21 protein-coding genes and 1 pseudogene are annotated in these 25,022 nt (G+C 68.2%); 18 read left to right on the top strand and 4 right to left on the bottom strand.

Annotation, left to right across the window (positions count from 1 at the left end; genetic code table 11):
* Window positions 1–9 precede the first annotated feature (9 nt).
* From VMJ11_RS28200 to VMJ11_RS28190, 3 genes are all read right to left on the bottom strand, one after another.
* On the bottom strand, window positions 10–1,161 hold the full coding sequence (locus tag VMJ11_RS28200) for an exo-alpha-sialidase (RefSeq protein ID WP_325623925.1): 1,152 nt from the start codon (window positions 1,159–1,161) through the stop codon (window positions 10–12).
* A gap of 211 nt (window positions 1,162–1,372) precedes the next feature.
* Entirely contained in the window at window positions 1,373–1,642 is a 270-nt protein-coding gene (locus VMJ11_RS28195) for a MoaD/ThiS family protein (RefSeq protein WP_325623993.1), read from the bottom strand.
* Window positions 1,643–1,819: 177 nt separating this feature from the next.
* A complete protein-coding gene (locus VMJ11_RS28190) occupies window positions 1,820–2,626 on the bottom strand; it encodes a hypothetical protein (protein ID WP_325623923.1) in 807 nt (268 codons plus the stop codon).
* A gap of 146 nt (window positions 2,627–2,772) precedes the next feature.
* Here VMJ11_RS28190 and gcvA point away from each other — a divergent pair, with 146 nt between their 5' ends.
* Window positions 2,773–3,681, top strand: coding sequence for a transcriptional regulator GcvA (gene gcvA, locus VMJ11_RS28185; protein WP_325623921.1), 909 nt, complete (start codon window positions 2,773–2,775; stop codon window positions 3,679–3,681).
* Window positions 3,682–3,702: 21 nt separating this feature from the next.
* Here gcvA and VMJ11_RS28180 read toward each other — a convergent pair.
* A pseudogene (locus VMJ11_RS28180) lies at window positions 3,703–4,863 on the bottom strand (cysteine desulfurase family protein); the annotation flags it as partial.
* A gap of 509 nt (window positions 4,864–5,372) precedes the next feature.
* On the opposite strand from VMJ11_RS28180, the gene VMJ11_RS28175 reads away from it, so the two are divergent.
* From VMJ11_RS28175 to VMJ11_RS28095, 17 genes are all read left to right on the top strand, one after another.
* The gene (locus tag VMJ11_RS28175) at window positions 5,373–5,618 is read left to right on the top strand and encodes a hypothetical protein (RefSeq protein WP_325623919.1); all 246 of its coding nucleotides are present in this window, start codon (window positions 5,373–5,375) and stop codon (window positions 5,616–5,618) included.
* A gap of 99 nt (window positions 5,619–5,717) precedes the next feature.
* Window positions 5,718–7,991, top strand: coding sequence for a phage tail sheath family protein (locus VMJ11_RS28170; protein WP_325623917.1), 2,274 nt, complete (start codon window positions 5,718–5,720; stop codon window positions 7,989–7,991).
* 47 nt (window positions 7,992–8,038) lie between these two features.
* Window positions 8,039–8,566: a phage tail protein gene (locus VMJ11_RS28165; protein ID WP_325623915.1), complete on the top strand. Its 528-nt coding sequence runs from the start codon at window positions 8,039–8,041 to the stop codon at window positions 8,564–8,566.
* Window positions 8,567–8,599: 33 nt separating this feature from the next.
* Window positions 8,600–9,412, top strand: a complete 813-nt coding sequence (locus VMJ11_RS28160) for a hypothetical protein (protein ID WP_325623913.1) — start codon at window positions 8,600–8,602, stop codon at window positions 9,410–9,412.
* A complete protein-coding gene (locus VMJ11_RS28155; RefSeq protein ID WP_325623912.1) occupies window positions 9,409–10,191 on the top strand; it encodes a hypothetical protein in 783 nt (260 codons plus the stop codon). The genes VMJ11_RS28160 and VMJ11_RS28155 overlap by 4 nt, the downstream gene beginning before the upstream one ends.
* Complete coding sequence (locus tag VMJ11_RS28150; protein WP_325623911.1) at window positions 10,188–11,444, top strand: DUF4255 domain-containing protein; 1,257 nt, start codon at window positions 10,188–10,190, stop codon at window positions 11,442–11,444. The genes VMJ11_RS28155 and VMJ11_RS28150 overlap by 4 nt, the downstream gene beginning before the upstream one ends.
* Window positions 11,441–13,435: an ATP-binding protein gene (locus VMJ11_RS28145; protein WP_325623910.1), complete on the top strand. Its 1,995-nt coding sequence runs from the start codon at window positions 11,441–11,443 to the stop codon at window positions 13,433–13,435. The genes VMJ11_RS28150 and VMJ11_RS28145 overlap by 4 nt, the downstream gene beginning before the upstream one ends.
* Window positions 13,432–13,926 (top strand): hypothetical protein, encoded by a 495-nt coding sequence (locus tag VMJ11_RS28140; RefSeq protein WP_325623909.1) that lies wholly within the window; start codon window positions 13,432–13,434, stop codon window positions 13,924–13,926. Before VMJ11_RS28145 ends, VMJ11_RS28140 begins: the two co-directional genes overlap by 4 nt.
* On the top strand, window positions 13,919–14,527 hold the full coding sequence (locus VMJ11_RS28135; RefSeq protein WP_325623908.1) for a hypothetical protein: 609 nt from the start codon (window positions 13,919–13,921) through the stop codon (window positions 14,525–14,527). The genes VMJ11_RS28140 and VMJ11_RS28135 overlap by 8 nt, the downstream gene beginning before the upstream one ends.
* A gap of 55 nt (window positions 14,528–14,582) precedes the next feature.
* Window positions 14,583–14,948 carry a LysM domain-containing protein gene (locus tag VMJ11_RS28130; protein WP_325623907.1) on the top strand — a complete coding sequence of 122 codons (366 nt, stop codon included), beginning with the start codon at window positions 14,583–14,585 and terminating at the stop codon, window positions 14,946–14,948.
* Window positions 14,941–16,077, top strand: coding sequence for a hypothetical protein (locus VMJ11_RS28125; RefSeq protein WP_325623906.1), 1,137 nt, complete (start codon window positions 14,941–14,943; stop codon window positions 16,075–16,077). Before VMJ11_RS28130 ends, VMJ11_RS28125 begins: the two co-directional genes overlap by 8 nt.
* Window positions 16,078–16,095: 18 nt before the next feature.
* Window positions 16,096–16,602, top strand: a complete 507-nt coding sequence (locus VMJ11_RS28120) for a phage baseplate assembly protein V (RefSeq protein ID WP_325623905.1) — start codon at window positions 16,096–16,098, stop codon at window positions 16,600–16,602.
* Window positions 16,603–16,636: 34 nt separating this feature from the next.
* Window positions 16,637–16,954 carry a hypothetical protein gene (locus tag VMJ11_RS28115; RefSeq protein WP_325623904.1) on the top strand — a complete coding sequence of 106 codons (318 nt, stop codon included), beginning with the start codon at window positions 16,637–16,639 and terminating at the stop codon, window positions 16,952–16,954.
* Window positions 16,955–16,998: 44 nt separating this feature from the next.
* Window positions 16,999–17,379: a GPW/gp25 family protein gene (locus VMJ11_RS28110; protein ID WP_325623903.1), complete on the top strand. Its 381-nt coding sequence runs from the start codon at window positions 16,999–17,001 to the stop codon at window positions 17,377–17,379.
* Window positions 17,376–19,856 (top strand): baseplate J/gp47 family protein, encoded by a 2,481-nt coding sequence (locus VMJ11_RS28105; RefSeq protein WP_325623902.1) that lies wholly within the window; start codon window positions 17,376–17,378, stop codon window positions 19,854–19,856. Before VMJ11_RS28110 ends, VMJ11_RS28105 begins: the two co-directional genes overlap by 4 nt.
* Entirely contained in the window at window positions 19,853–22,690 is a 2,838-nt protein-coding gene (locus VMJ11_RS28100) for a putative baseplate assembly protein (protein WP_325623901.1), read from the top strand. The genes VMJ11_RS28105 and VMJ11_RS28100 overlap by 4 nt, the downstream gene beginning before the upstream one ends.
* The gene (locus tag VMJ11_RS28095) at window positions 22,687–24,993 is read left to right on the top strand and encodes a hypothetical protein (protein WP_325623897.1); all 2,307 of its coding nucleotides are present in this window, start codon (window positions 22,687–22,689) and stop codon (window positions 24,991–24,993) included. Before VMJ11_RS28100 ends, VMJ11_RS28095 begins: the two co-directional genes overlap by 4 nt.
* Window positions 24,994–25,022 lie beyond the last annotated feature (29 nt).

The raw sequence follows: 25,022 nt of genomic DNA, 5'->3' as shown, positions 1-25,022 counted from the left end.
CCCGCTCCTTCACCCAAACCGGATGCAATACACCGGCGGCAGATGCGCCGAAATCAAACGCCAGCTTTCGCCACCATCGGCCGACGTCCATAGCGCGCCTGTCGTCGATCCCATCGCGAGACGGGTGCCGGAGTCGTCGATGGCTAGCCCGTGGCGGTACACGAGGTCATACGCCGGTGCAGCCGGCAGCCCTTTCGAGAAACGCTCGAACGTGCGCCCGCCGTCGCGCGTGCGTGTAACGACGAACTGGCCGCCAACCGGAATCCGGTACTGGTCTTTCACGGCCGGGACGAACCACGCGGTATCGGGCTCGCCCGGGTGAACCACGACCGCAAAACCGAAGCTCGAAGGCTGCGCCTCGATGCGCCGCCAGTGGGCCGCGCCATCTGTCGTGCGGAAGATTGCGCAGTGATGCTGCGTCCATAGCACGTCGGGATTAGCAGGGCATTGCACGACGCGGTGCGGGTCCTGCGCGTTGCCCTCACCGCGCCGCTCCGGCGGCATGTAATCGGCCTCCATGCCCTCGGCGCTCAGGCGCCAGGTTGCGCCGCCGTCGCCGGTTTGCCACACGCCGCCGCACGACACGCCAACCGTAACGTGCCGGCTGTCACGCGGATCGACCATCACCGAGTGGATGCCCGGCGCGTCGTAGCCGCCGCCAACCCATTCGCGGCGTTCGGCGCGATCCCACAGCGCGCGGTTGAGTGTCCAGGTGTCGCCGCCGTCGTCGGAGCGGAAAAGTCCGCCGGGTATCGTGCCGGCCCACAGCACGCCTGGCTCGTCCGGGCCACCGGTTTCGAGCGACCAGATCTGCTGGAGCGTCCAGGGCGCGCCCGGTCCCGGTCGCCCGGAAGCAGCGGCGCTCGCGCCCTCGCGCCCGTTCGCCGCTTCATCGGCTCGTGGCGCGTCGTCGGGTTGCGGCGGGTAGACGGGAACCGCGCACTCTTCCCAGCCCGTCGTGCCCGCGCGCCGGCGGTGCAACTTCACGCCGAAGTGCCCGAGATTGAGCGCGGCATACAGCGACCCGTCGCGCGGATCGGGCAGCACCATGCTCACCGGCTCGCCGATGAAATCGGGCTCGCCGAGCGTCCAGCCGCCCGCTCCATCGGGTTGCAGGACGAACAGGCCCTTGCGGGTTCCGACAAGCAATCGATCGCTCATCTCGCGTGTCTCCCATGCAAAGCTGTCGACCAGAGTTAATACTTTGCCACTTTGTCGATCCGGCGTTAGCGCTTCAGCGCTTACTCCGGTCCCACGCAACACGCTCTGGTCTCATGCGGATCTGTCGACCAGAGTTGGTGCTTCAGCGCTCACTCTGGTCCCATGCAAATCCCGTTTGCGGATGGTCCTCTCGCCGCGTCGCTGTGCACCCTTATCCGCCCGAAAGCGCCTGCACGACATACACCCGGCTTTGCTCGCCGAGCGCATCCGAGAGATGTTGCCGGTCGCGCAAGGGCCGGCCATCGACGAACACGGCCAGATGCTTTCGCAGCGCACCCTGATCGTCGAGGATGTAGCCGCGTAGTCGAGGCTGCGCGGCGAACACCGCTTCCAGCGCTTCGCCAAGCGTGCGCGCGTCTGTCTCGCGCTCGGGCGTCGCGACGTGCCGCTGAATCGAAGCTGCGAAGAAGAGGTGCGCCATGGCGAGGCGGCGGCGCGGAATTGGCCGCATCCGCTGGTTCTGTAGTTTAGGCGATCCGCCGCGCGCTTCGGGACATCGCCGCGCCTCCTGTGCCTCCCCAGCCTCGTGGCCCCACGCTGCGACGCAGCAAGTACGCGCCAGGCCTCGAGGCCACAGGAAGTGAAGTGCTCGCCTTTATCAGGGCGCGCTCCCTACGGCCCTCGTGGATTGACGATGCAAACCGGGTGCCGGAAGGCGCATGCGGTAAAGGGAGATCGCCTGTATCGTGAGCACGCAGACAATCGCGCCGCCATAAGCGGCCAGCAGGTTCCATCGCGTCAAGGTCAGGCTCAGCACGAAGAAGAACGAGGCGAAGCCCAGCAGTCCCGCCGCCATGCCGCGCATCAGTTGCTGTGTGGCTTCAGGGCCGGTCATGCGGTGAGCGAAAACCGCGAGGATGATCGCCATGAACGGGAACGACGCGAGCACGCCGCTCGCCTCGGGCCCGACGTAAGGGGCGATCAGCGTCACGCTAACCACGAGGCCGGCGATGAGCGCCATGCGCGAAGGCAAATCCCACCACGGCGGCGCGAGCTTCGCGGTTCGGGCGGGTTTGTCAGGAATGAGATTGAGCGCAAGCGTGATGGCCAGAATGGCGAGCAGATACAGGCCGTTTGCCGGCAGCGCGTTCCATTGCAGGAGAGCCGCCACCGCGGCAAACGTCGCGCCGGCGCCCACCAGGGCCACGGCCCACCCGCGCGGCGCGAGCCGGCAATAGACCACGCAAAAGGCCGCTTGTGCAGCCGTTGCGACGAGCGAGCCCGCCGTTGCCTGCGCAGCGAACGCCGGCCCATGTTCCAGCGACAGAAACACCGAAACCGGCCCCGACGTGAGCGGCAGCCCCACGAGCAAGCCGCCGACCGCTTCGCCCCAGCGGCGAGCGGCAAGACTGGCGGCCAACAGCAACAACGGTGTCACGACGAGCTTGAAAACCAGAAGATCCATGGCGAACAATATTCAACCTTCACGACTGTGCGGGCGGGGTAGCGGCACGCCCCGCGGATTGCTGCCCATATTGAAGGCCCCCAGCCCCGCTGACAAACCATTTGTCGTCATATAATGCGTGAGCAACACTCACACGTACTGACTCCATGTTCGACCGGCTTCCCCCTTTGCAAACCCTGCGCGCCTTCGAGGCAACCGGGCGGCTGATGAGCATGACGCTGGCGGCGCAGGAATTGCACGTCACCCACGGCGCGGTGAGCCGGCACATCAAGACGCTCGAAAACCATCTGGGCGTGGCGCTGTTCCAGCGCCTCACACGGCGGATCGTCCTCACCGAGGCGGGCGCCGAATTCCTGCTGGCGGTGACCCGCACGCTCGCTGAGCTGACGAAGGAATCCGATCGCCTGCGCGCCCACGACAATGTGACGCGCCTGAAGATCAACGCGAGCGTTTCGTTCGCGAACCGGTGGCTCGCGCCGCGGCTGTACCGGCTGAAAGCGCGCCATCCGGAGCTCGACGTGCACCTGGACGTGACCGACAAATACGCGGACCTGAACGACTCAGATGTGGATGTGGCCATACGTTACGGAAGCGGCCGCTATCCGCGCGTGCTCGCCGAGCGCATTCTGGAAGAGACCGTGACCCCGGTTTGTAGTCCTGAATATCGGGCGAAGATGGGGGGCATGGCCTCAGTGGCGAGCCTCGTCGGCTGCACCTTGCTGCACGAGGGCGGCATGCTGGCCAATTGGGAACAATGGTTTGCGCTCGCGGGAATGCGCGGCGTGCGCAGCGATCGCGGCCCGGCCTACAGTCACGGCAGCCTCGCCATCGAGGCGGCGATTCGCGGCGAAGGCGTGGCGCTCGGACGCAGCGTGATCGTGGCGGACGACATCGCCGCTGGCCGGCTCGTCGCGCCGTTTCCCGAGCTTCGCCTCGAATCCGAGCGCGGTCATGATCTCGTTTATCGTATCGGCAGCCGCGACGACCCCAAGGTGCGTGCCTTGCGAGACTGGCTCACCGAGGAAATCCGGCTGTTTCTCGGCGAGGCCAGTTGAGCGGGAGGCGAACGACTAGACTGCCGCCGCGACCGTGCGGCACGGCTCCACGGCGCGCAGCATGCAGTCCACCGCGAAGTCCACGTCGTCCTCAGTCGTGAAGCGACCGAGGCTTACGCGCACCGTGCGGCTTGCCGCATCCTCGCCGAGCCCGATTGCCGTGAGCACGTGCGAGGGCGTGCCGGCAGCCGAGTTGCAGGCCGAAGTCGAAGAAGTCGCGAGGTCGCCGGTCAGCAGGAACGGGAAGAAGCCCGGCAGATCGAACGTGAGGCTCAGCGTGTGGGGAATGCGCCGCGCGCGCGCACCGTTGAGCGTGACGCCCGGCACGGCAAGCACCTGCGCCAGCAGGCGTTCGCCAAGCCGCGCAATACGCTCGCTGTCCTCCTGCAGCGCATTGCGCGCAAGCTCGCAGGCCACACCCATGCCGACGATCTGGTGCGTGGCCAGCGTGCCCGAGCGCAGGCCGCGCTCGTGGCCGCCGCCATGCATCTGCGGCGCGATGCGCTCGAACGCCTCGCGGCTCACGTACAGCGCCCCGATACCCTTCGGCCCATAGACCTTGTGCGCCGACATCGACATGAGATCGATGCCCGCCGCTTTCACGTCGATGGGCGTCTTGCCGAGCGCCTGTGCCGCATCGACATGCAGCAGCGCGCCGGCCGCATGCACGACGCGCGCGATCGCCGCGATGTCCGTGAGCGTGCCGAGTTCGTTGTTCACCAGCATCAGCGAGACGAGCCCGGTGTCGGGGCGCAGCGCGGCCTCCACGGCCTGTGCGGTGATTTCGCCTTCGGCCGTCGGCGCGAGGCGCGTCACCGCCATGCCGCGCGCTTCGAGGCTCGTCATCGTATCGAGAATGGCCTTGTGCTCGAGCTGGCTCGTGATGAGATGGCGCCTTTCGGTTGCGCGATCCGCGTAGCCCTTCAGCGCGAGATTGTTCGACTCGGTCGCGCCGGAAGTCCAGACGATGTCGTGCGCGTCGGCACCAATGAGCGCGGCCACGTCCTTGCGTGCCTGCTCGACGAGCCGCCGCGCGCGCAGGCCCGCGCCATGCGAACTCGAGGCAGGATTGCCGAAGTCGCCCTCGATGCCAAGACAACCAAACATCGCCTCGATGACCCTCGGGTCCGCCGGGGTGGTCGCGGCATAGTCAAAGTAACGCAAATCGCCCTTCTCACTCATCTTCGTTTCTCGCACAACGGAATGCGGGCAATGCTACGCGTCGCGTGCTGGAAAATGGTTCCAAAAATAAGGCGGATTCTGGGAGGGGCGGAGTATCCATTTCTGCGTCACCAGCCTTTCGGAAAATAAATTTCCGATCAAGCTCGCGCGTGGCCGAGGCAGGCTTTTCGGTTCAGGCCCTTCGCCCCGCGCTCGTCTCGTGCCGCAACCAGGACATTTTCCGTCGCGCGAGGACAAATTCGTCCACCCCCGCATGCGCTTGCGCGCAGCCGCTTCGACGCATTCACGCGCCCGCAGCCCGGACAATTTTGTCCACCCCGGCCGCGTGCGAGCGCTCGCGCGCCCCGCCGCACGCGGCTTGCGCACGGCGCGCGCGTTGGCACCGACCTTGCGTTTTGCGGCGCATGAACGTAGCTGGACGTCACCCAGGTGAACGGGACCCTTCGTTGCAGGATGTAGTGCGAGCCCTTGCCCGTTACCTGCGTGAGCATCCGCATGCAGGGGATAGCGTGGATGGCATCGCACAGTGGTGGCTCGACCTCACGCCGGCCTCGGTCGGTCTCGTCGAGCGCGCGCTCGACGTGCTGCAGCAGGCGGGTGTCGTCGTGGGCGCGCGCGCGCCCGATGGCCGCGTCCATTACCGCCGCCGCATGCCCGACGCGCAAACCGACGCCGCCGCAATCGAAGCGGAACTCGAGCGTCTTTGCCGCGCCCGCGCTTTGCCCGGCAACGCGCAGCCTCCGCCGCGACCATGACCGCGGGCGAACGCGCGGGCAAATGCACACCCAAACGCGCGGGCAAGCTCGCGCCCCGCGCACCGATGGCTCTCCCTCAACGTCTGCAAGGTAAGCATCATGGCGATGACCTACACCTACCCCGGCGTCTATATCGAGGAGCAGCAGAGCTCTTCGCATCCGATCACCGGCGTCCAGACCTCGATCGCGGCTTTCGTCGGCTATACGAACAGCGGCATCGACAATCGCGCGCAGCAGATCTTCAGCTTCGGCGACTTTGAGCGGCTCTATGGCGGCCTCGCCTCGAACAGCGAACTCAGCTACGCGGTGCAGCAGTTCTTCCAGAACGGTGGCGCGCAGGCCTGGGTCGTACGCACGCCTGCCACCTCGCTCGGCGCGGCGGCGGCGAAGGTGCAGTTCCAGTCGTTCACGTTCGAGGCGCTCAGCAGCGGCACGATCCCGAACGGCCAGTTGACGATCGACATCGACTACGTGGGCCTCACACCTGGCGGCCCGAGCCCCGGCGCCGCACCGAAGACGTTCAACCTGACCGTGACCGATCTCGCGGGCGGCACCGTCGAGAGCTTCCCGTCCGTCACCTACGACAACACGAAGAGCAACTGGGTGCAGAACATCGTCAACGACCCGGACAACGGCTCGCAGCTCGTGAAGATGGACACGCCGAGCACCGCCCAGCTCACCGCGATCGAGGCGCTCGCGAGTATCGCGCAGACCGGCTACGTGGGCACGGCGATCACGCCGTACTCGGTCTCGACCGACATTGGCGGCAACCTGCCGGGCGCGGTCACGCTGAATACCGGCAGCGCGACCGTGACAGGCAACGGCACGACGTTCAGCGCGCTGAAGTTCGGCCAGTCGATCCTCATAGCGGGCGACACGAGCAACACGGCCTGGCGCGTGCTCTCCATCGGCGGCGACACCACACTCACGCTCACGCAAAACTACACGGGCCCGAGCGTGACCAATTCCGCGTTCACGCTCGCGGGCCCCGTCGCGACGAAAGACTACGGCTTCACACTGAGCACGGCCAATCCGACAACCGCGCCGGCCGGCCTGCCGCTCACGGTCAAGATCTTCCCCAACAACTCGGCGGTGCCCACCTCGTTGAGCGGCCTCGCCACGCAAATCCAGCAGGCCATCAACGCCGCGCTCACGGTGCAGATGCCGGGCGCGGTCGTGCTGGTGGGCGTGACGCAGTTGCCCGCCAACCCCGCCACCCAGGCGCTGCGCCTGAACGCGCTCTTGCCAGGCTACCCCGACGCCGTGATCTCGATTGCCGACCCGGCCTCGCCGCTCAACACCTGTGTGGCCCTGCTCGGCCTCACCGGCGGCAGCGCGAGCGCCAACGCCGCGCACTATGCGCTCGGCACCGGCAACAGCAACTGGGGCCAGCAAACGAGTTCGTCCGAAGGCGTCGACTTTGTCTCGCCGGCCACGACGGGCTTGCCCGCAACGGCCGACCTGATCGGCGACGAGGCGAGCTTCACCGGCATCTACGCGCTCGAAAAGGTCGATCTGTTCAACCTGCTTTGCATCCCCGAGGCCACGCGCGCCAATGCGAGCGACCCCAGCGCGCCCGACATCAACGTGAACGCCAACGCGATCTACAGCGCCGCGATCGCGCTATGCAAGCTGCGCCGCGCGTTCCTGCTCGTCGACCCGCCTCCCGACGTGACCACGGTGGCCGGCGCGGTGGACTGGAAGAGCAGCCAGCTCGCCGTGGTCGATCCGAATGGCGCGGCGTTTTTCCCGCGCCTGCGCCTGCCCGATCCGCTCAACAACTACAACCTGCGCACCTTCGCGCCGTGCGGCGTGGTGGCGGGCGTCTATGCGACCACCGACAGCTCGCGCGGCGTCTGGAAGGCACCGGCGGGCACGGCCGCGACGCTCAACGGCGTGCAGAGCATGGTCTATGTGCTGAGCGACCCCGAGAACGGCGTGCTCAACCCGCTCGGACTGAACTGCTTTCGCACCTTCCCCGTGTACGGCTCGGTGCTATGGGGCGCGCGCACGCTGGTTGGCGCGGACGCCATGGCGAACCAGTGGAAGTACGTGCCGGTGCGGCGCATGGCGCTCTTTCTCGAAGAGAGCCTGTACCGTGGCACGCAGTGGGTGGTGTTCGAACCGAACGACGAGCCGCTGTGGGCCTCGATTCGCCTGAACGTGGGCAGCTTCATGCAGACGCTGTTCCTCAAGGGCGCCTTCCAGGGCAGCACGCCGAGCCAGGCGTACTTCGTCAAATGCGACAGCGAAACCACGACGCAGGCCGATATCGACAACGGCATCGTCAACATTCTCGTGGGCTTCGCCCCGCTCAAGCCCGCGGAGTTCGTGGTGATCCAGATCGAGCAGATCACCCCGCAATCGAGCTGAGCCCGGTGCGTTTCTAACGTCTTGTGCCCTAGCGGCGGAGATCAGTCATGGCAGAGTTCACCGTCAACCCCCAGCGCTTCGATCCGTACAAGAACTTCAAATTCCGCCTCAAGTGGGATGGGCGCTATGTGGCCGGCATCAGCAAGGTCTCGGCGCTCAAGCGCACGACCGAGGTGGTCAAGCACCGCGAGGGCGGCGACCCGAGCACCTCGCGCAAGTCGCCGGGGCGCACCGAGTTCGAGGCGATCACGCTCGAGCGCGGCGTCACGCACGACACCGACTTCGAGGCCTGGGCCGCGACCGTCTGGCAGCTCGGCGCGACGCTCGGCAGCGAAGTCTCCCTCGCGAGCTTTCGCAAGGACGTGATCCTCGACTTCTACAACGAAGCCGGGCAACTCGCGATCAGCTACAAGATCTATCGCGCGTGGGTTTCGGAGTACCAGGCATTGCCGGATCTCGATGCGAATGCGAACGCCGTGGCGATCCAGCACATCAAGCTCGAAAACGAGGGCTGGGAGCGCGACACCTCGGTGACCGAGCCGACCGAGCCGACCTTCACTTCGACGGCCGCGTGATATCGGCTGTGGAAAGGTGAAAAGGAGCCAGCGATGGCGACGAACCCTTCCGGCACGATGCAACCGCTCACGGGCCTGCGCCTGATCGAAGCCTGCGAGGCGGCGAGGCGCGAGCCCGCGTTGCTGCGGCCGCTCGCGCTGCTCGCGGCGGCACTGCCTGAGTGCGACCGCAACACGCTGCTCGAACAGACGCTGGGCGAACGCAACCGGGCGTTGCTCGCGCTGCGCGCGCTCAGCTTCGGGCCGGAGCTGGAAGGCTATGCCGAATGTGGCGCGTGCGGCGCGCCGATGACGTTCCGGCTTGCCGTGGAGGACGCGCTCGTGGCACTCGACGCGTGCGCCGCGAGCGCGACGAGCGAGTGGGTCGAGAACGGCACGGCGTGGCGGCTGCGCCAGGCGACGACGGCCGACCTGCTGGCGGCAGCCCGCATGCCCGATGATGCTTTGGCCGAGCGTGAGTTATTGCGCCGCTGCCTCGGTGCGAGCGTCATGTACGGTGCGAATGCGAGCGCAGGCGCCGAAGCCGACACCAACGCCAGCACCAACGCCAACGCCAACGCCAACGTAGCGATCTTGCCGCAAACGCCGCCTTCGGCGCTCGCCGAATTCGAGCGTTTGCACGCCGGCGCCGAGCTGCATTGCGCGCTGCGATGCCCACAATGCGGCCACGCCGCCGATCACGAGCTGGATCTCGCCGATTTCGTCTGGCGCGAGGCGCGCCATGCGGCGCGACGCCTGCTCACCGACATCCACACGCTCGCGTCTCACTATGGCTGGAGCGAGGCGGCGATCGCCGCGATGAGCCAGGCGCGCCGCGATGCCTACCTGGAGCTGCTGGACGCATGAGCACGCTGCTGCAACGCATGGCGCGCCGCGCGCGCGAAAGCCCGCTGGAAGCGCAGCCGCGTATCGAACCGGTGCTGGCATCGTCATTTGGGCCCCGCATGGGCGAAGGCATGGCTGGAGCCATCGAACGATATGGGCAAACGCAGGCGCGTGTCGCCGACTTGCCTGACGGGCCCGAGGTGCGCGATTCACGCGCAGCGCACGAGCCGCCTGTGCCGGCTGAAGCGCGGACCGATCCGCATCGCGCGCATGCCGACGAAGCATCGCACGCACGCCCCGGCGAGAGCCCACAGTGGCAGGCACGCAGCACGAAGCAGGCTTCGCCGCAAGCACACGCAATCGTTGCGCACGCAACGCTCGAAGCAGCGGGCGCAGCGCCAGTCGGCCCGCATGTCGGAGAACACGCCCTGCCGCGCCGCGACAGGCCTGCAAAGATCGAACCCGTGCTCGACGCAACGCCAGCAGCAGTCATGAGCGCGCGTGAAACCGCCCCCGGCCAGCGCTGGAGCGAAACCACGGCACCCTCGCGCGCACCGGAACGGCACACCGTGGAGCACGCCGCACGCAGCAAGCCTTCGAGCGAGCCAACCGCCGTCCCGGCGCCGCCGCGCAGCGACCCCCGCGTGCCGGACGAGGCCCCCGCGCCCACCATCACGATCACCTTTGGGCGCGTCGAGGTACGCCAGGCGAGCGCACCGCCAGCGCCGCCACGCGCGCCATTCCGGCCCGCCGTGAGTCTCGACGCCTTCCTGCGGCGTGGCGGAGGCAACGCACGATGAGCACCTATCTCGCCGTTGGCGGCGTGAGCGCGTTGCTGCGCTGGCTGCTCAACAACGCGCTCACGCCGAACGGCCCCACCGGGCTGCTTGGCGGCGGCTCGGCCGGCATCACGGCCACCTCGCCCGACCTCGTGCAGACCGGCGCGGACGAAGCGCCTCATCTGAACATCTTCATGTACTACGCGAGCCTGAATCCGGCGCTGCGCAACGAATGCGAGCCCTCGCGCAACGCGAGCGGCGCGGCCATCAGCAATCCGCCGCTCGCGCTGAACCTGCACTACCTCGTGACGGCGTACGGCGCTGGCCAGTTCGATCCCGAGATCCTGCTCGGCTGGGCCATGAAGGTCTTTCACGACACACCGGTCGTGCCACGATCGATGATCGAAAGCGCGATGACCGATCTCAACACGAACAACGTCACGCCCGAGGGCCAGTTGATCAGCGGATGCCTTCTCGCCACGCAGTTCGAGCACATCCGCATCACGCCCGAGGCGCTCACGACCGAGGAAATCTACCGCCTCTGGACAGCCTTCCAGATCAACTACCGGCCGACCACCTCGTATCAGGTTTCGGTGGTGGTGATCCAGGACACCAACAGCTACGCGTCGAACCGGCCCGTGCAGCGGCGCGGCGTGCTCGCGCTGCCCTCGCAGGCGCCCGTCATCACGAGCGTCGCGCCGAATCCCATCGTCGCAGGCGGTACGCTGACGATCCTCGGCAACGCCTTCGTCGGCGATACGCCGGGCGGCACGCTCGTTTCATTCGACAACGCCGCGGGCCTGCCTCCCGACACAGTGCAGGGCACCGTGCTGCGCATCGCCTTGCCGGCCACCCTGGAGGCCGGCACGCGCACCTTGCGCGTGCAACGCACCGTCACGTACCCGACTTCCGCCACCGCGCATGCGGGCTTCAGTTCGAGCCCGATGCCGTTCCAGCTGCTACCGGTGATCACGCAGATCAATCCCGCCAGCGTCACCGCCGGCAACGCCGCCACGCTGACTGTCTCGCCCGCGGTGGGCAGCGCGCAGCAGGTGGTGTTCTATCTCGGCGACACGGCCTTGCCGATTCAGGCTCGCCCACTTGGCGACCCTCCCGCGAGCCAGCTCGCGCTCACCGTTCCCGCTGGCTTCGCGACGGGCACGTGGCCCGTGCGCATCGAAGTGGACGGCGCGCAAAGCCGCATCGCGCTCGACACGACGAATGGCAGCCCGACCTTTGGTCAATGGCTGCCGCAACTGGGGGTGACGCCATGAGCACGGCGGCCGCGGCCACGGTTGCGCACGAAACGCTCGGCGAGGCGCTCGATCGCGTGTACGCGCGGCTCTCGCGCGGGCTTGGCGTCACGCCGGATGGCACGCGCACCGAATCCACGGCCGCCGCTGTGTCCTCCTTCCACGACGAGCACACGCACGAAGCCCTCGTGCGCCTGCAGTCGCTCTTCGCACTGAGCGACTTCGAGCTCGACGTGCTCGTGCTGTGCCTCGGTGCGAGTCTCGAAGCACGCTTTGCCAGCGCCTGCGCCGCCGCGCGTGGTGACGCGGCCAGTCCCTGGCCGAGCTTCGCGCTCGCGCTGGCGACGCTCGACGGCCCACACTGGAGCGCGCTCAGCGGCTCGACGCCGCTGCGCTACTGGAACCTGATCGACGTGATCCGCGCGGGCGGCACGGCCGACACGTTGCTGCACGCGCCCTTGCGCGTGAACGAGCGCATCCTGCACTACGTGATCGGCGTGCCCGCCATCGACGCGCAGCTAGAAGCGACGATCCTGCCGCTCGAACCCGCGCACGCGAGCGCGGCGAGCGATGCCCCGCAGGATGCCTATGGCAACGCCCTCGAAGCCGCGCTGCGGCAGTGGCTCGACGCGCACGGCGCGCAGCGGCCGCTGATCTTGTGCGGTGGACGCGCCGCCGCGCGCGAATCCGCGTTCGCGTGGCTGTGCGAGCGCGCCGGGCTGAGCCCATGGCAACTGAGCGCGAGCGAGCTGCCTGCCTCGGCCGAGGAACGCAACGCGCTCGCGCGACTGTGGACGCGCGAGGCGGCCTTGCAGCACGCCGCGCTCTACCTCCGCAGCGATGGCGAATCCGACGAAGCCGCGGCCGCCCTCGCGGGCTGGCTCGCGCGCGTGCGCGCGCCCATCGCGCTCGATGCGCCGCCCGGCTCGCGCGCCGAGCGGCTAGCGAACCTGCGCGCGGGCCTGCGCGTGGAAGTGCCCGCGCTCTCGGCCGACGAACGGCGCGCCGCCTGGCTCGACGCGCTAGGCGACGACGCCGCGCGCATGAACGGCGCGCTGGAGCGCATCGTCGACTACTTTCACTTCGACGAACCGGCGATCCGCTCGGCCGCCGCGATCGCGCGCGTGAGCCCGCAAGACGGGCGCGACGACCTCGGCGGTATCGCGTGGCAAATCTGCCGCCAGCAAGGCCGCCGCGCGCTCGACAACCTCGCGCAACGCATCGAGCCCCGCGCACAGTGGGACCAGCTCGTGCTGCCTCCCGCGCAAACCGAAACGCTGCGCCAGATCGAGATCCACCTGCGCCAGCGCGCGGTGGTCAATCAGCGCTGGGGCTTCGCGCAACGCTACAGCCGCGGGCATGGCCTCACCGCGCTCTTTTGCGGCGGCAGCGGCACCGGCAAGACGTTGGCGGCCGAGATCCTCGCGCGAGAACTCGATCTCGACCTCTATCACATCGATCTCGCGGCGCTCATGAGCAAGTACATCGGCGAGACCGAGAAGAACCTGCGCACCGTGTTCGACGCCGCCGAGGAAAGCGGCGCGGTGCTGCTGTTCGACGAGTGCGACGCCCTGTTCGGCAAGCGCAGCGAAGTGCGCGACAGCCACGACCGCTACGCCAACCTCGAAGTGAGCTACCTGCTGCAGCGCATGGACAGCTATCGCGGCATGGCGATCCTGACGACCAACCAGCGCCACGCACTCGATCCCGCGTTCGTGCGGCGCATTCGCTTCATCGTGCAGTTTCCGCTGCCCGACGCGCCTTCGCGCGCGCGCATCTGGCGCGGCATCTTCCCCGCCGAGGCGCCGCTGGACGAGGCGCTCGACTTCGAGCAGCTCGCGCAACTCAACGTGCCGGGCGGCGTGATCCGCAACATCGCAGTGCACGCGGCCTTTCTCGCCGCCGAAGCCGGCGCGCGCATCGGCGCGCCGCACATACTCGCGGCCTCGCGCACGGAGTACGCGAAGATGGACCGGCCGCTCACGGCCGCCGAAACGAGGGGATGGTCATGATCCAGACAGCCGCTCATCAGCCAAAGGCCAACGCGCAGGCTCCCTCCCGCACGAAGCCCACGAACGTGCGCATCGACATCGCGCATTTGAGCGTGGAAGGCTACACCGCCGCGCAGTACACACGTTTCATGCGCACGCTGGAAGCCGCGCTGCGCACGCTGGCCGCACAGCCGCGCGACTGGTCCGCGCTCGCCGCGCCCGGCGAGCAGCACACCGCGCGAGTCGCCCCGCTCACGCCACGTCCTGGCACCACGCCCGAGCAAGCCGCGCGCGAGCTCGCGCAGCGCCTTTTCTCGCGACTGGCCTCGGCGGCTCCGGTCGCTCCGGTGGCTCCGGTGGCGGCGGTAGCGACAGCGGCGGTGGCGGCCCTGATCGCGACGGATCCAACGGAGCCGACGTTGCCCGCACATCTGCTCCCGGTGTCCACAGCGACCCGAGCGACCCCAGCCGCCACGGCGAACGCCCATGCCCCGGAGCCCCGCCATGCCTGACATCTCCCCGCTGCTGCGCAAGGGTGCGATCCTGATGCTCGATCCGGTGCTCGGCGTGCCGCTCGGCTCGATCTCGCTGCAGTACAACCCCGAGACGCTCACGCGCTCGCTCAAGCCGCAGGCCGTGGGCGACGAGCCCGACCGCACCGAGATCCTGCGCCTGAAGGGGCCGCCCATCGAAACCATCAAGTGCGAGATCGAGATCGACGCCACCGATGCGCTCGATGCAGGCAACGCCACTGCAATTGCGCTCGGCATCCAGCCGCAGCTCGCGCTGCTCGAACTGCTGATCTACCCCTCGAGCGTCACGCTGATCGCCAACGAGGTGCTCTCGCTGATCGGCACGATCGAGATCCTGCCGATGCAGTCGGCGCTGACCGTCTTCGCCTGGAACGCCACGCGCCTCACGCCCGTGCGCTTCACCGACATGGAGATCACCGAGCAGTTCTTCGACCCGCAGCTCAACCCCATCCACGCGAAGGTCTCGCTCGGCATGCGTGTGCTGAGCGTGAACGACGTGGGCTTCCTCACACCGGCGGGCGCCCTCTACCTCGTCTACCAGACGACGAAGGAAGGCCTCGCGCTCATGCCGACCTCCTGACCAAGCCCAAACCACGCCCAAATCACGCCCCAATCACACCAAAACGAGAACGAACATGGATGCCTCGCTCAGCGCCCTCATCAGTTCCGCCGCCGGTACCGGCGCGCCGACCCTGCCATCGAGCCGCTACTACGGCGCGGCCACGCTGCCGTACACGCTGCCCAACGGCACGGTGGTGCGCTATCTCGCGCGGCGCATCGTGCCGCAGCCCACGATCTATCCGGCAACGCAGGGCTATGCCGTCGTCGAAGGCGCCCGGCTCGACAATCTCAGCGCGACGTTTCTCGGCGACCCGCTGCTTTACTGGATGATCTGCGACGCGAACGGCAGCGTCGACCCCGACGCGCTAACCGAGCAGCCAGGCCGTGCGGTGCTGATACCGCTCTCGTCGAATATTCCGCCCGGAGCGCGCAATGGTTAGCCCGCTCTACCTCACGCTGCTGGCCGGCCCCGTGATCGCGGTGCCGGCGCCCAAGCCGCTCATCGACGCGCTCGTCTCGGCCGAGGTCACCGAATCGGCCACGGGCAGGAGCGGCTTCCAGCTCACCTTCACGCTCGCGGACGACTCGATCCTGCAAACCTTCTTCGTGCTGGCGGCCTCTTCGCCCGTGCCGGTGCTGCGCGTCGTGCTGATGGCGACGTTCGGCGGCCTGCCGCAGGTCGTGATGGACGGCATTGTCATGCACTGCGAAGTATCTCCGGAGGCCATGCAGGGTTCGTCGAAGCTCGTGATCACGGGCGAGGATCTCTCGGCGCTGATGGGCTTCGTCGACTTCACGGGCTTGCCGTATCCGGGTGCGAGCCCCGACGTGCGCGTGGCCGCGATCCTCGCGAAATATGCGGCGTTCGGCGTCGTTCCCGCCATCGTGCCGGTGCCCGTCCCCGATATCGAAGTGCCCACCGACCGCACGCCCGGCCAGAAGGGCACCGACCTCGAATACATCCAGGAACTCGCGCGCCTGTGCGGCTACGTGTTCTACATGATCCCCGGCCCCGCGCCCGGCACGAGCACCGCGTACTGGGGGCCGCAGGTCCGCTTCGGCATGCCGCAGCCGTGCCTGAACGTGAATCTCGACGCGTGGACCAACGTCGAAAACCTGAGCCTGCGCTACGAGCCGCAGGGCGCGGTCACGCCGGTCGTCTTCACGCAGTTGCCGGTCATCAACACCGTGGTGCCCATTCCGATTCCGCCCGTCACGCCGTTCAATCCGCCGCTCGGCCTCATGCCGCCGATCCCGCAAAAGGTCGAGCCGCTCGAAGACACCGCCAAGCTGCCCTTCGGCCAGGCGCTGATGCGCGGCATGGCGCGCTCGGTGGAAACAGCCGACATCATCACCGGCCAGGGCTCGCTCGACGTGCAGCGCTACGGCCAGATCCTGCGCGCGCGCAGCCTCGTGGGCGTGCGCGGCGCCAGCGTGCCGTTCGACGGCATCTATTACGTCGACAGCACCACGCACCAGATCAAGCCCGGCGAGTACAAGCAGAGTTTCGTGCTCAAGCGCAACGCGCTCGTCGCGAACACACCCGTCGTTCCCGCCATGCCCTTCTAAATCGGAGACCGTCCCATCATGAGCAAGCATTACGGCAAGTTTCGCGGCACCGTCCTCGACAACGTCGATCCCATGCAGATGGGCCGGCTCATGGTCCAGGTGGCCGCCGTCTCCAACGTGTTGCCCTCCACGTGGGCCATGCCGTGCCTGCCGTTCGGCGGCATCCAGGCGGGCCTCTATGTGACGCCTGCGATCGGCTCGGGCGTGTGGATCGAATTCGAGCAGGGCGACCTCGACTACCCCGTGTGGGTGGGCTGCTACTGGGGCTCGGCCGCCGAAGTGCCCGCGCTCGCGCTCGCGGCGCCGCCGGGCCTGCAGCAGATGGTCGTGCAGACCACCGAGCAGAACACGCTGATGATCAGCGACGTGCCGGGGCCGACCGGCGGCATCCTGCTGAAGTCGGCGACGGGCGCGATGATTTCGATTAGCGAGGTCGGCATTACGATCAGCAACGGCCAGGGCGCGACCATCGTCATGACGGGGCCCGCCGTCACGATCAACGAAGGCGCGCTGCAGGTGATCTGAATGTGCACACGCAGGCGAACCCACAGGTGACCCCATGCCAGGCTTCCTCATCCAGCAGGGCGCGACTGTCACGTGCGCCCATGGCGCGCCGGCCATGCCGAGCGTGCCGAACCCGGCCGTCACGTTGAGTGGCATGCCCTCCGCGCTGCTGCCCATGCCGTGGGTCGTGACCGGCTGTCCGGCCGCGGCGGCGCTGAACCCGCCGTGCATCACCGCCACGTGGCTCATGGGCACCGTGCGCGTGACCTCGTTCGGCCAGCCGCTCGTGATCCAGAGCGGCACGTCGATCTGCGCGCCGAGCGGCCTGCCGCTCATGCCGATCGTCGCGCAGACGCGGGTCGCCGCTCAATAGCCGGGCCTTGCCGCCGAGCCGCCCATGCCACCCCGAGGCCCGCGATGAACCTCGCCTTCCCCTACGCCCTCGACCCGAACGGCCACACGGCCCAGACGAGTCTCGTCGAGCATATAGCGCAGATGATCGAGCAGATCCTCTTCACCTCGCCGGGCGAGCGCGTGAACCGGCCCACCTTCGGCAGCGGCACCGCGCAGCTCGTTTTCGCGCCCAACAGCGACATGCTCGCGGCCGCGCAGCAGAACGTGATCCAGGCAAGCCTGCAGATGTGGCTTTCGGACCTGATCCGCGTGCAGTCGGTCAGCGCGATTGCAGAGGACTCCACACTGCTCATCACGGTGGTCTACGTCGTGCTGGCGACGCAGCAGCAGCAGACCCAGCAAGTTGTCTATGGCGCGCTCGCGGCCGTGGGGGGCCCATCGTGATCTACTTCTGCGCGCAGAAGGCGCGCCGCGATCTCGTGCTGACCAGCTCGTCGCTCAACGGCATCGACTACGCAGAGCTGCTCGGCGATTGCCCCGGCTGCGGCACACAACTCGCCATCACGTTCCTGAAGGACGCGCGCGACCTTGCGCTCGGCGTGGACAATGTGAGCATGAGCGGCGACACCGCGATCACGGTCGTGAGCGTGGATGCGCCAAGCGACGCCGCCCCGCTCGTGGCCGTCGTGACGTTTTCGGGCACCGGCGACTTCTCGCCCTATACGCTCACGCTCGTCGGCACGCCGGGCGGCAACGACCCGCCCGCGGGGCTCGATCCGGCGCTCTCCTCGCTCACGTTCTCGTTCAAGGCCGACTGCCCCTCGCCTGCGGACTGTCTCGCGTCCACGTGCTGCGCAACACCGGCTGTACCGCCACCCGACATCAACTATCTTGCGAAGGACTACCCAGGATTCGTGCAGGTCATGCTCGACCGCATGGCCGCGCTGGTGCCCACGTGGAACGAAACGCACGCGGCGGACCTTGGCATCGCGCTCGTGGAAACGCTCGCCTATGCCGCCGATCATCTGAGCTATCAGCAGGACGCTGTGAGCACCGAGGCGTATCTCGGCACGGCGCGCAGCCGCATTTCGTTGCGGCGTCACGCGCGGCTCGTCGACTACACGATCAACGAAGGCTGCAACGCGCGCGCGTGGATCTATCTCAGCTGCATCAAAGATCTGCTCGTGCCGGCCGGCACGCTGTTCTACGTGCGCACGCCGGGCGAGCCGACGGTGGTGATGGAGGGCGACCGTTCACACGTGGCCGCCTTGCAGGCCACCACGCAGCCGGTCTTCAGCAGCCTGTGCGACGTCATGCTGCATGAAGAGCAAAACTGCATCCTGTTCTACACCTGGAGCGACGACGACTGCTGCCTGCCGGCGGGCTCGACGGCGGCGACGCTGAACGGCCATCTGCTGACACTCGGCGTCGGCACGGTGCTCGTCTTCGAGGAGACTCGCGGGCCGCAAACCGGCGACACTGCCGACGCCGATCCCACACATCGCTGGGCCGTGCGGCTCACGAGCGTGCGCGCGTTCGACGACAGCGGCGAAACGCTCGCCGACCCGGTCACGGGCATCGAGATCACCGAAATCGCCTGGGCCGCCGCCGACGCGCTGCCGTTTCCGCTGTGCGTGTGCGTCACGCTCACGAACGCCGAAGGCACGCCCGTGCCGTACGCCGATGTGAGCGTCGCGCGCGGCAACCTCGTGCCGGCCGATCACGGCGTGTGGGTGATGAACGAGGCGCTGGGCTGTGTGCCGGCGCTGCCGCTCGCCGCGCAATCCGCGAGTGGCTGCACCTGCGACGACGGCACGACGGCCACCGCCAGCACCACCGCAGCGCAGCCGCACGCGCGCTTCTACCCCGAACTCGCGCAAACCATGCTGACCTTCGCGCCGCCCTACGACGCCACCGCGCCCGCCTCGGCTTTCCAGACGGCAGGGGCCGCCGCGCCGATGCCGCAGATCACCGTGAGCAGCGACGACGAGCGCACGTGGTCCGCCGTCCCCGATCTGCTGAAAAGCACGGGCGAGGCGACCCGGTTCGTGCCCGAAATCGAAGCCGACGGCTCGGTTTTCCTGCGCTTCGGCGACGACCAGTACGGCGCCGCGCCGCCTCCCGAGCTGCGGTTCACCGCCAGCTACCGTGTGGGCAACGGCAGTGCTGGCAATGTGGGCCACGACAGCATTGTCCACATGATCGGAGATGGCGGCGACATCACGAACGTGAACATCACGAGCGTGCGCAATCCGCTCGCGGCAGCGGGCGGCGTCGATCCCGAAAGCATGGAGCACATCCGCCAGTACGCGCCGTTCTCGTTCCAGAGCGAGGCGCGCTGCGTGACCGAAGACGACTACGGCGCGCAGGCTTCGGCCTTCCCCGGCATCAGCGAGGCGCGCGGCACGCTGCGCTGGACCGGTAGCTGGTACAGCGCGTTCGTCTCGATCGAGCCCGAAGGCGCCTTCACGCCCCAGCTCGCCGCCGACACGCTGCGCCGACTCGACCTGCTGCGCATGCTCGGCGTGGAGGTGGCCGCCGAGGCCGCGCGTATCGTCGGGCTCGCCATCGTGCTGCGCATCTGCGTGGCACCGGACCACTTCCGCGGCGATGTGTATAGCGCGCTGATGCGCCGCTTCATCACGGGCGACCAGTGCGACGGCCAGCCGGGCCTGCTCAACGCGGCGAACTTCGTGTTCGGGCAGACCCTCTACGCGAGCCCATTCGTGGCCGCCGCGCAGGCCGTGGACGGCGTGGTGTCGGCCACGCTCGTGCAGTTCGGGCGTCTGGACGAGCCGTGGGTGGACGGCGTCGCGCAGGGCTATCTGACGCTCGGCCGCATCGAGATCGCGCGTTGCGACAACGACCCCAATCATCTCGACCGGGGCACTTTCACGTTATTGCTGGACGGTGGCAAATGAGCGTCTGTCCAACCACGACCGATACGCTGTGCGACTGCTGCACAGGCATCACGCTCGAAACGCCCGAGCGCATCTTCAACGCGCCCGCGCTTTCGGCGATCGCCTATCGCGTGGGCCGCTGGGCGACCTTCAACGCGAGCATGCTCGCAAGCCTCTCGCAGGCCGCCTATACGCCCATGGGGCTGCTGCGCACGCGCGAAACCAGCGACTTCAGCATCGCGCTCATCGACGCCTGGGCCGTCGCGCTCGACATCCTCACGTTCTACCAGGAGCGCTTTGCCAACGAGGCGTTCCTGCGCACTGCGCTCGACACGCGCTCGGTGTTCGAGCTTGCGCGGCTGATCGGCTATGTGCCCTCGCCGGGCGTCGCGGCAAGCGACGTGATCGCGTTCACGCTCGCCGATGCGCCGGGCTCGCCCGACAACGTGGTGATCGCCGCCGGCACGCGCGTGCAGAGCGTGCCGGGGCCGGGGCAGACCGCGCAGGTGTTCGAGACCTCGGCCGACCTCGTCGCGCAAATCGGCTATAACGCGCTGCCCGCGCAGACCACGCAGCCGTGGCAACTGACCGGGGACACCAGCACGTGGATCGCGGGCACCGCGAACAACGTCAACGTGGGTGACCTGCTGCTGTTCGTGGCCGCAGCGGGCGGCCAGGCCGTGCAGACGGGCCCCGCCAACGCGCGCTTCGTCACGGCCGTTTCCACCGACGCCCAGCGCGGCGTCACACAACTGCAATGGGACAGCGCGCTGGACACCACCGACTTTGCGGCCGGCACGGCGGCCGATGCGGTGAGCCTCTACGTGCTGAACAAGAAGGCCGCGCTCTATGGCGTGCAGGCGCCCGACCCGGCGCTGCTCTCGAACAATCTGTCGAACATTGGCGGCGCGCCGTCATCCGGCACGACACTGCTCAAGGCCGAACTCATCAACGTCAATCCGATCGTGTTCGGTGTCGGCTCGGACGACTGGAGCTATTCGAGCTACCAGCCAGGCTCGTACCAGCTCAATCTCGATGCGTCCTATACGGGCCTCACGCCCGCGGCCAACGTGGACGAATGGGCCGTGTTCTACGGCACGCAGGGCGCCGCCTGCTTCGTGGTGGTCGCCGCCGACGAATCGAACCCGAACCGCTACACGCTCACCACCAAGACCACGCGCCTGACGTTCGCGTGGGGCGCGCCGCTCTCGGGCACGGTGTCGGACGACCTCGACACGGCGCTCGCGGCCTTCGAGAACGACACGCGCAACGTCACTGTCTACGTCAACAGCACCCAGTTGCAGCCGGCCGACCTGCCGCTCACCGAGTGGGACGCCAACCCCGGCTACTGGATGGGGCCGGGCCTGCTCGCGCCCGTGGGCGGCAGCAGCGTCGCCATCGTCGGCGGTCAGAGCATCGCGCTCGGCCAGGCGATCGGCGTTTCGGGGCAACGCGTGCGGCTGCAGGTGCTGCCCGGCGCGGGCGCACAGTTCGTGCCTTCGGGCTCCATCGCCGGCTCGAACGTGCCCGACAACCAGGTCTTTCTCGTCGACGCCTGGCCGCCCGTCGAAGACGACAGCGGCACGCCGCTCTGGAGCGTCGAATCCGTGAGCGGTGTGACGGGCGCGCTGCTCGTGACGGACGCCTTCGTGCAACTGCTGCCCGCCGCGAGCGCCGACGCCATCGTGCGCGAAGCCTCGGATGTGACGGGCATCGTGATCACGGGCGATATCACGACGCTGAGTCTGGGCGGCCCGCTCGCGCGTCTCTACGACGCCGCCACCGTGAGCGTGAACGCGAACGCCGTCACGGCCACGCATGGCGAGACCGTGCAGGAAATACTCGGCTCGGGCGATGCGACCAACCCCGCGCTCACCTTCACGCTCAAGCAGTCGCCGCTGACCTACGTTTCCTCGACCGCGCAAAACGGCACGCAATCGACGTTGCAGGTGTGGGTCAACAACCTCCAGTGGCAGGAAGTGCCGAACCTGCTCGCTGCGGGGCCGGCCGACCGCGTGTTCGTCACGCGCGTGAACGAGAGCGGCTTCACGGTGATCCAGTTCGGCAACGGCGTGAACGGCGCGCTGCCGCCCACCGGGCAGATGAACATTCGCGCCGTGTATCGCAAGGGCATCGGCAGCGCGGGCATGGTCGCTTCGGGGCAGCTCTCGCAGCCTATCGACCGGCCCCAGGGGCTGCGCTCGGCCGTCAACCCTTCGGCGGCGGCTGGCGGCGCCGACCCCGCCAGCGCCGCCGACGCGCGAGCGCGCGCGCCGCTGCCCACGCTCACCATCGGCCGGGTGGTATCGCTCGAGGACTATCAGAACTACGCGCTGAACTTCGCGGGCATCGCCAAGGCGGTCGCCTCCTGGACGTGGGCGGGCGGCCGTCGCGGCGTGTTCCTGAGCGTGGCGGGCACAGGCGGCGCGACCTTCGCGCCCACCGACAGCACGATCCTCCACCTGATCGCCTCGCTCCAGCAATACGGCAATCCGTACGTGCCGCTCACGGTCGCTTCGTATGAGCCCGTGCCGTTCGAAATCGCCGCGAACGTGCGTGTCGATCCCGATTACGACTCGACGCTCGTGCTCGCCGCCGTATGGCAGAACCTGGCCGCCGCGTTCTCCTTCGATGCTCGCCAGCTCGGGCAGAACGTGGCCGCAAGCGATGTCGTCTCGGTCGTGCAGCTCACGCCCGGCGTCGTCGCCATGCAGTTGACCGCGCTGTGCCCGAGCGGCAGCCCGGCCGGCGCCGTGCCGCCGCTGCTGTGCGCAGCCGGCCCGCAGCCGCCGCTCGGCGCGCAGTTGCTGCTGCTCGACCCCGCGAGCCAGTACGCCATCGGAGTCTGGTCATGAGCCTCGACGCCAAAGCACTGTTCGCGCTGCTGCCCGCCGTCTACCGCACGCGCGACGCACTCGCCGGCGGGCCCTTGCAGGCGCTCATGGAGATTGCGGCGAGCCAGTTCGCGATCGTCGAGGAGAACATCGAGCAGCTTTATGACGATCAGTTCATCGAAACCTGCATGCCGTGGGTCATTCCGTATATCGGCGACCTGCTCGGCTACAACTCAATCTATGAAACCGCTGCCGGACTCGACAGCCGCGCGGAGGTCGCGAACACGATAGGCTACCGCCGCCGCAAGGGCACGCCCGTGTGCCTGCAACAGGTGGCCGGCGACGTGTCGGGTCGGCCCGCCGTCGTGGTGGAGGAGTTTCGCCGCCTCATCACGACCGAGAGCCTGCGGCTGCCGCGACCGCATCACGTTGCCACGCTGGATCTGCGCAGCAACGACGTGCTCGACGACCTCGGCCCGTTCGGCGAAAGCGCCTTCGACCGCAGCAATCGCACACTCGACGTGCGCCGCATCGCGCCGCGCGTGCGCGCCGTGGCGCTGCCCGACCCCGCGCCGCTCGATATCGGCCTGCACGGCCCGGGGCGCTTCAACGTGCCCGACGTGGCCGTGCACCTGTGGCGCTGCCAGCCCTGGTGGGTCAACAACGCACCCGCTTTCGTCGTGGACGAAAGGCGCTTCCGCTTCAGCCCCATCGGCCTCGACATGCCGCTTTTCAACGTGCCGAACGCGAGCGGCGCTGCGTTTTCGAGCATGAACACGCGCCTCGACGTGCCGCAGCCGATCCGGCGCGGCGAGTTCCGCCGCCATACCGGCGCGTTCTACGGCCCGAGCATCGCCATCGTGGCCGACGGCGTGGCCGTGCCCGTCACGCGGATCTGCTGCGCGAACCTCGCGGACCGCCCCGGCGGCGCCTCGTGCGTGGTGCCGCACGACAAGATCGCGATCGACCCGGAACTGGGCCGTATCCAGTTCGCCGCCAACCTGCCCGCGCCCGCCTGCGTGCGCGTGAGCTATGCGTACGGCTTTCCGGCCGCGCTCGGCGGCGGCCCGTACGATCGCAGCGCGACGCTCGATGCGCAGCCGCTCGCCGGGGCGCTCGCTGCCGCGAACTTCTTCGCGCTCGTCGGCACGAGCGACTGCCCCGACCTCGCAAGCGCGGTCGCGCAATGGAACCAGCAGCCACCGGGCTCGACCGGTCTCATCGTGTTGCCCGGTTACGAGCGCCATGTGATCGACATCACGGGGTCCAACGCCATCGTGCTGGGTTCGGAGAGCCTGCTCGCCATCGTATCGGCGACGCCGCTCGCCGTGGGCGGCCCGCGCGCACTCGAATGGTCCAATGCGTGCGCGACACTCTGCGGCAACCTCGAGGCGAACGGGCTGGCCGCACCGCTCGCCAACGGCGATCCGGCTCCGGCCGGTCAGCTCGTCATCAACGGCGTGCTGGTTGAAGGGCAGTTGACGCTGGGCGGCGCGACACTCACCGTGCAGCTCTCCGACTGCACGTTCGTGCCGGGCCTCGGCGCGGCCGGCGATGGTCTTTCGCAATGCGAACCAAGTGTCGTCGTCACGAACGACACGACACTGTGCCTCGCGCGCTGCATCAGCGGGCCGATTGCCGCGAACGCGGCGGGCTCGGTGCGCGTGTGCGAGTGCATCGTCGATGCGAACTCGCCGTGCTGCGTGGCCTACGCAGGCGCGGACGGCTATTCGGCAGGCGCCGACCTGCACATCGAGGAGAGCACCGTGATCGGCAAGGTGCGCACGCGCACGCTCACGCTCGCCTCGAACACGATCTTCTTCGGGCGCACAGGCCTGCACGACCCCTGGCCAGCCGCCATCTGGTGCAGCCGCCGCCAGACCGGCTGCGTGCGCTTTTGCACGCTGCCGCAAGGCGCGATCACGCCGCGCCGCTACGAGTGCCTGCCGCCCGATATCACCGACGCGGCCAGCGTCGCGCAGTTCGCGCCGACCTTCGTCACGCTGCGCTACGGGCAGCCCGGCTACGCCCTGCTCTCGGGCGACGTGCCGCTCGCGGTCTGGCAGGGCGCGGACAATGGCTCGCAAATCGGCGTCTATTACGGCATTCAGGAAACCGAAGCAGTTTCGAACGTGCGGATTCGCCTGCCCGAGTATCTGCCCGTGATGCTCGAAGGCGGCGTCTTCGTGCATCCGGCGCGGCCGCTGCCGCGCGCGGCGCCGCCGCCCGTGAGCTATTACGGCGGCGCGCGGCCAACCTGCTGCGGCGACGAGGAAGACGACGCGCTCGCATGGCTTCCCGGCATCGGCGCGGGGCTGCTGTAGACAGGGCATCGATCAACAGGCGTGGCGAC

Source organism: Paraburkholderia sp., from assembly GCF_035501035.1.
Classification (GTDB): Bacteria; Pseudomonadota; Gammaproteobacteria; order Burkholderiales; family Burkholderiaceae; genus Paraburkholderia.
The sequence above is the reverse complement of the archived record's forward strand: the minus strand, read 5'-3'. Positions and strand labels throughout refer to the sequence as shown.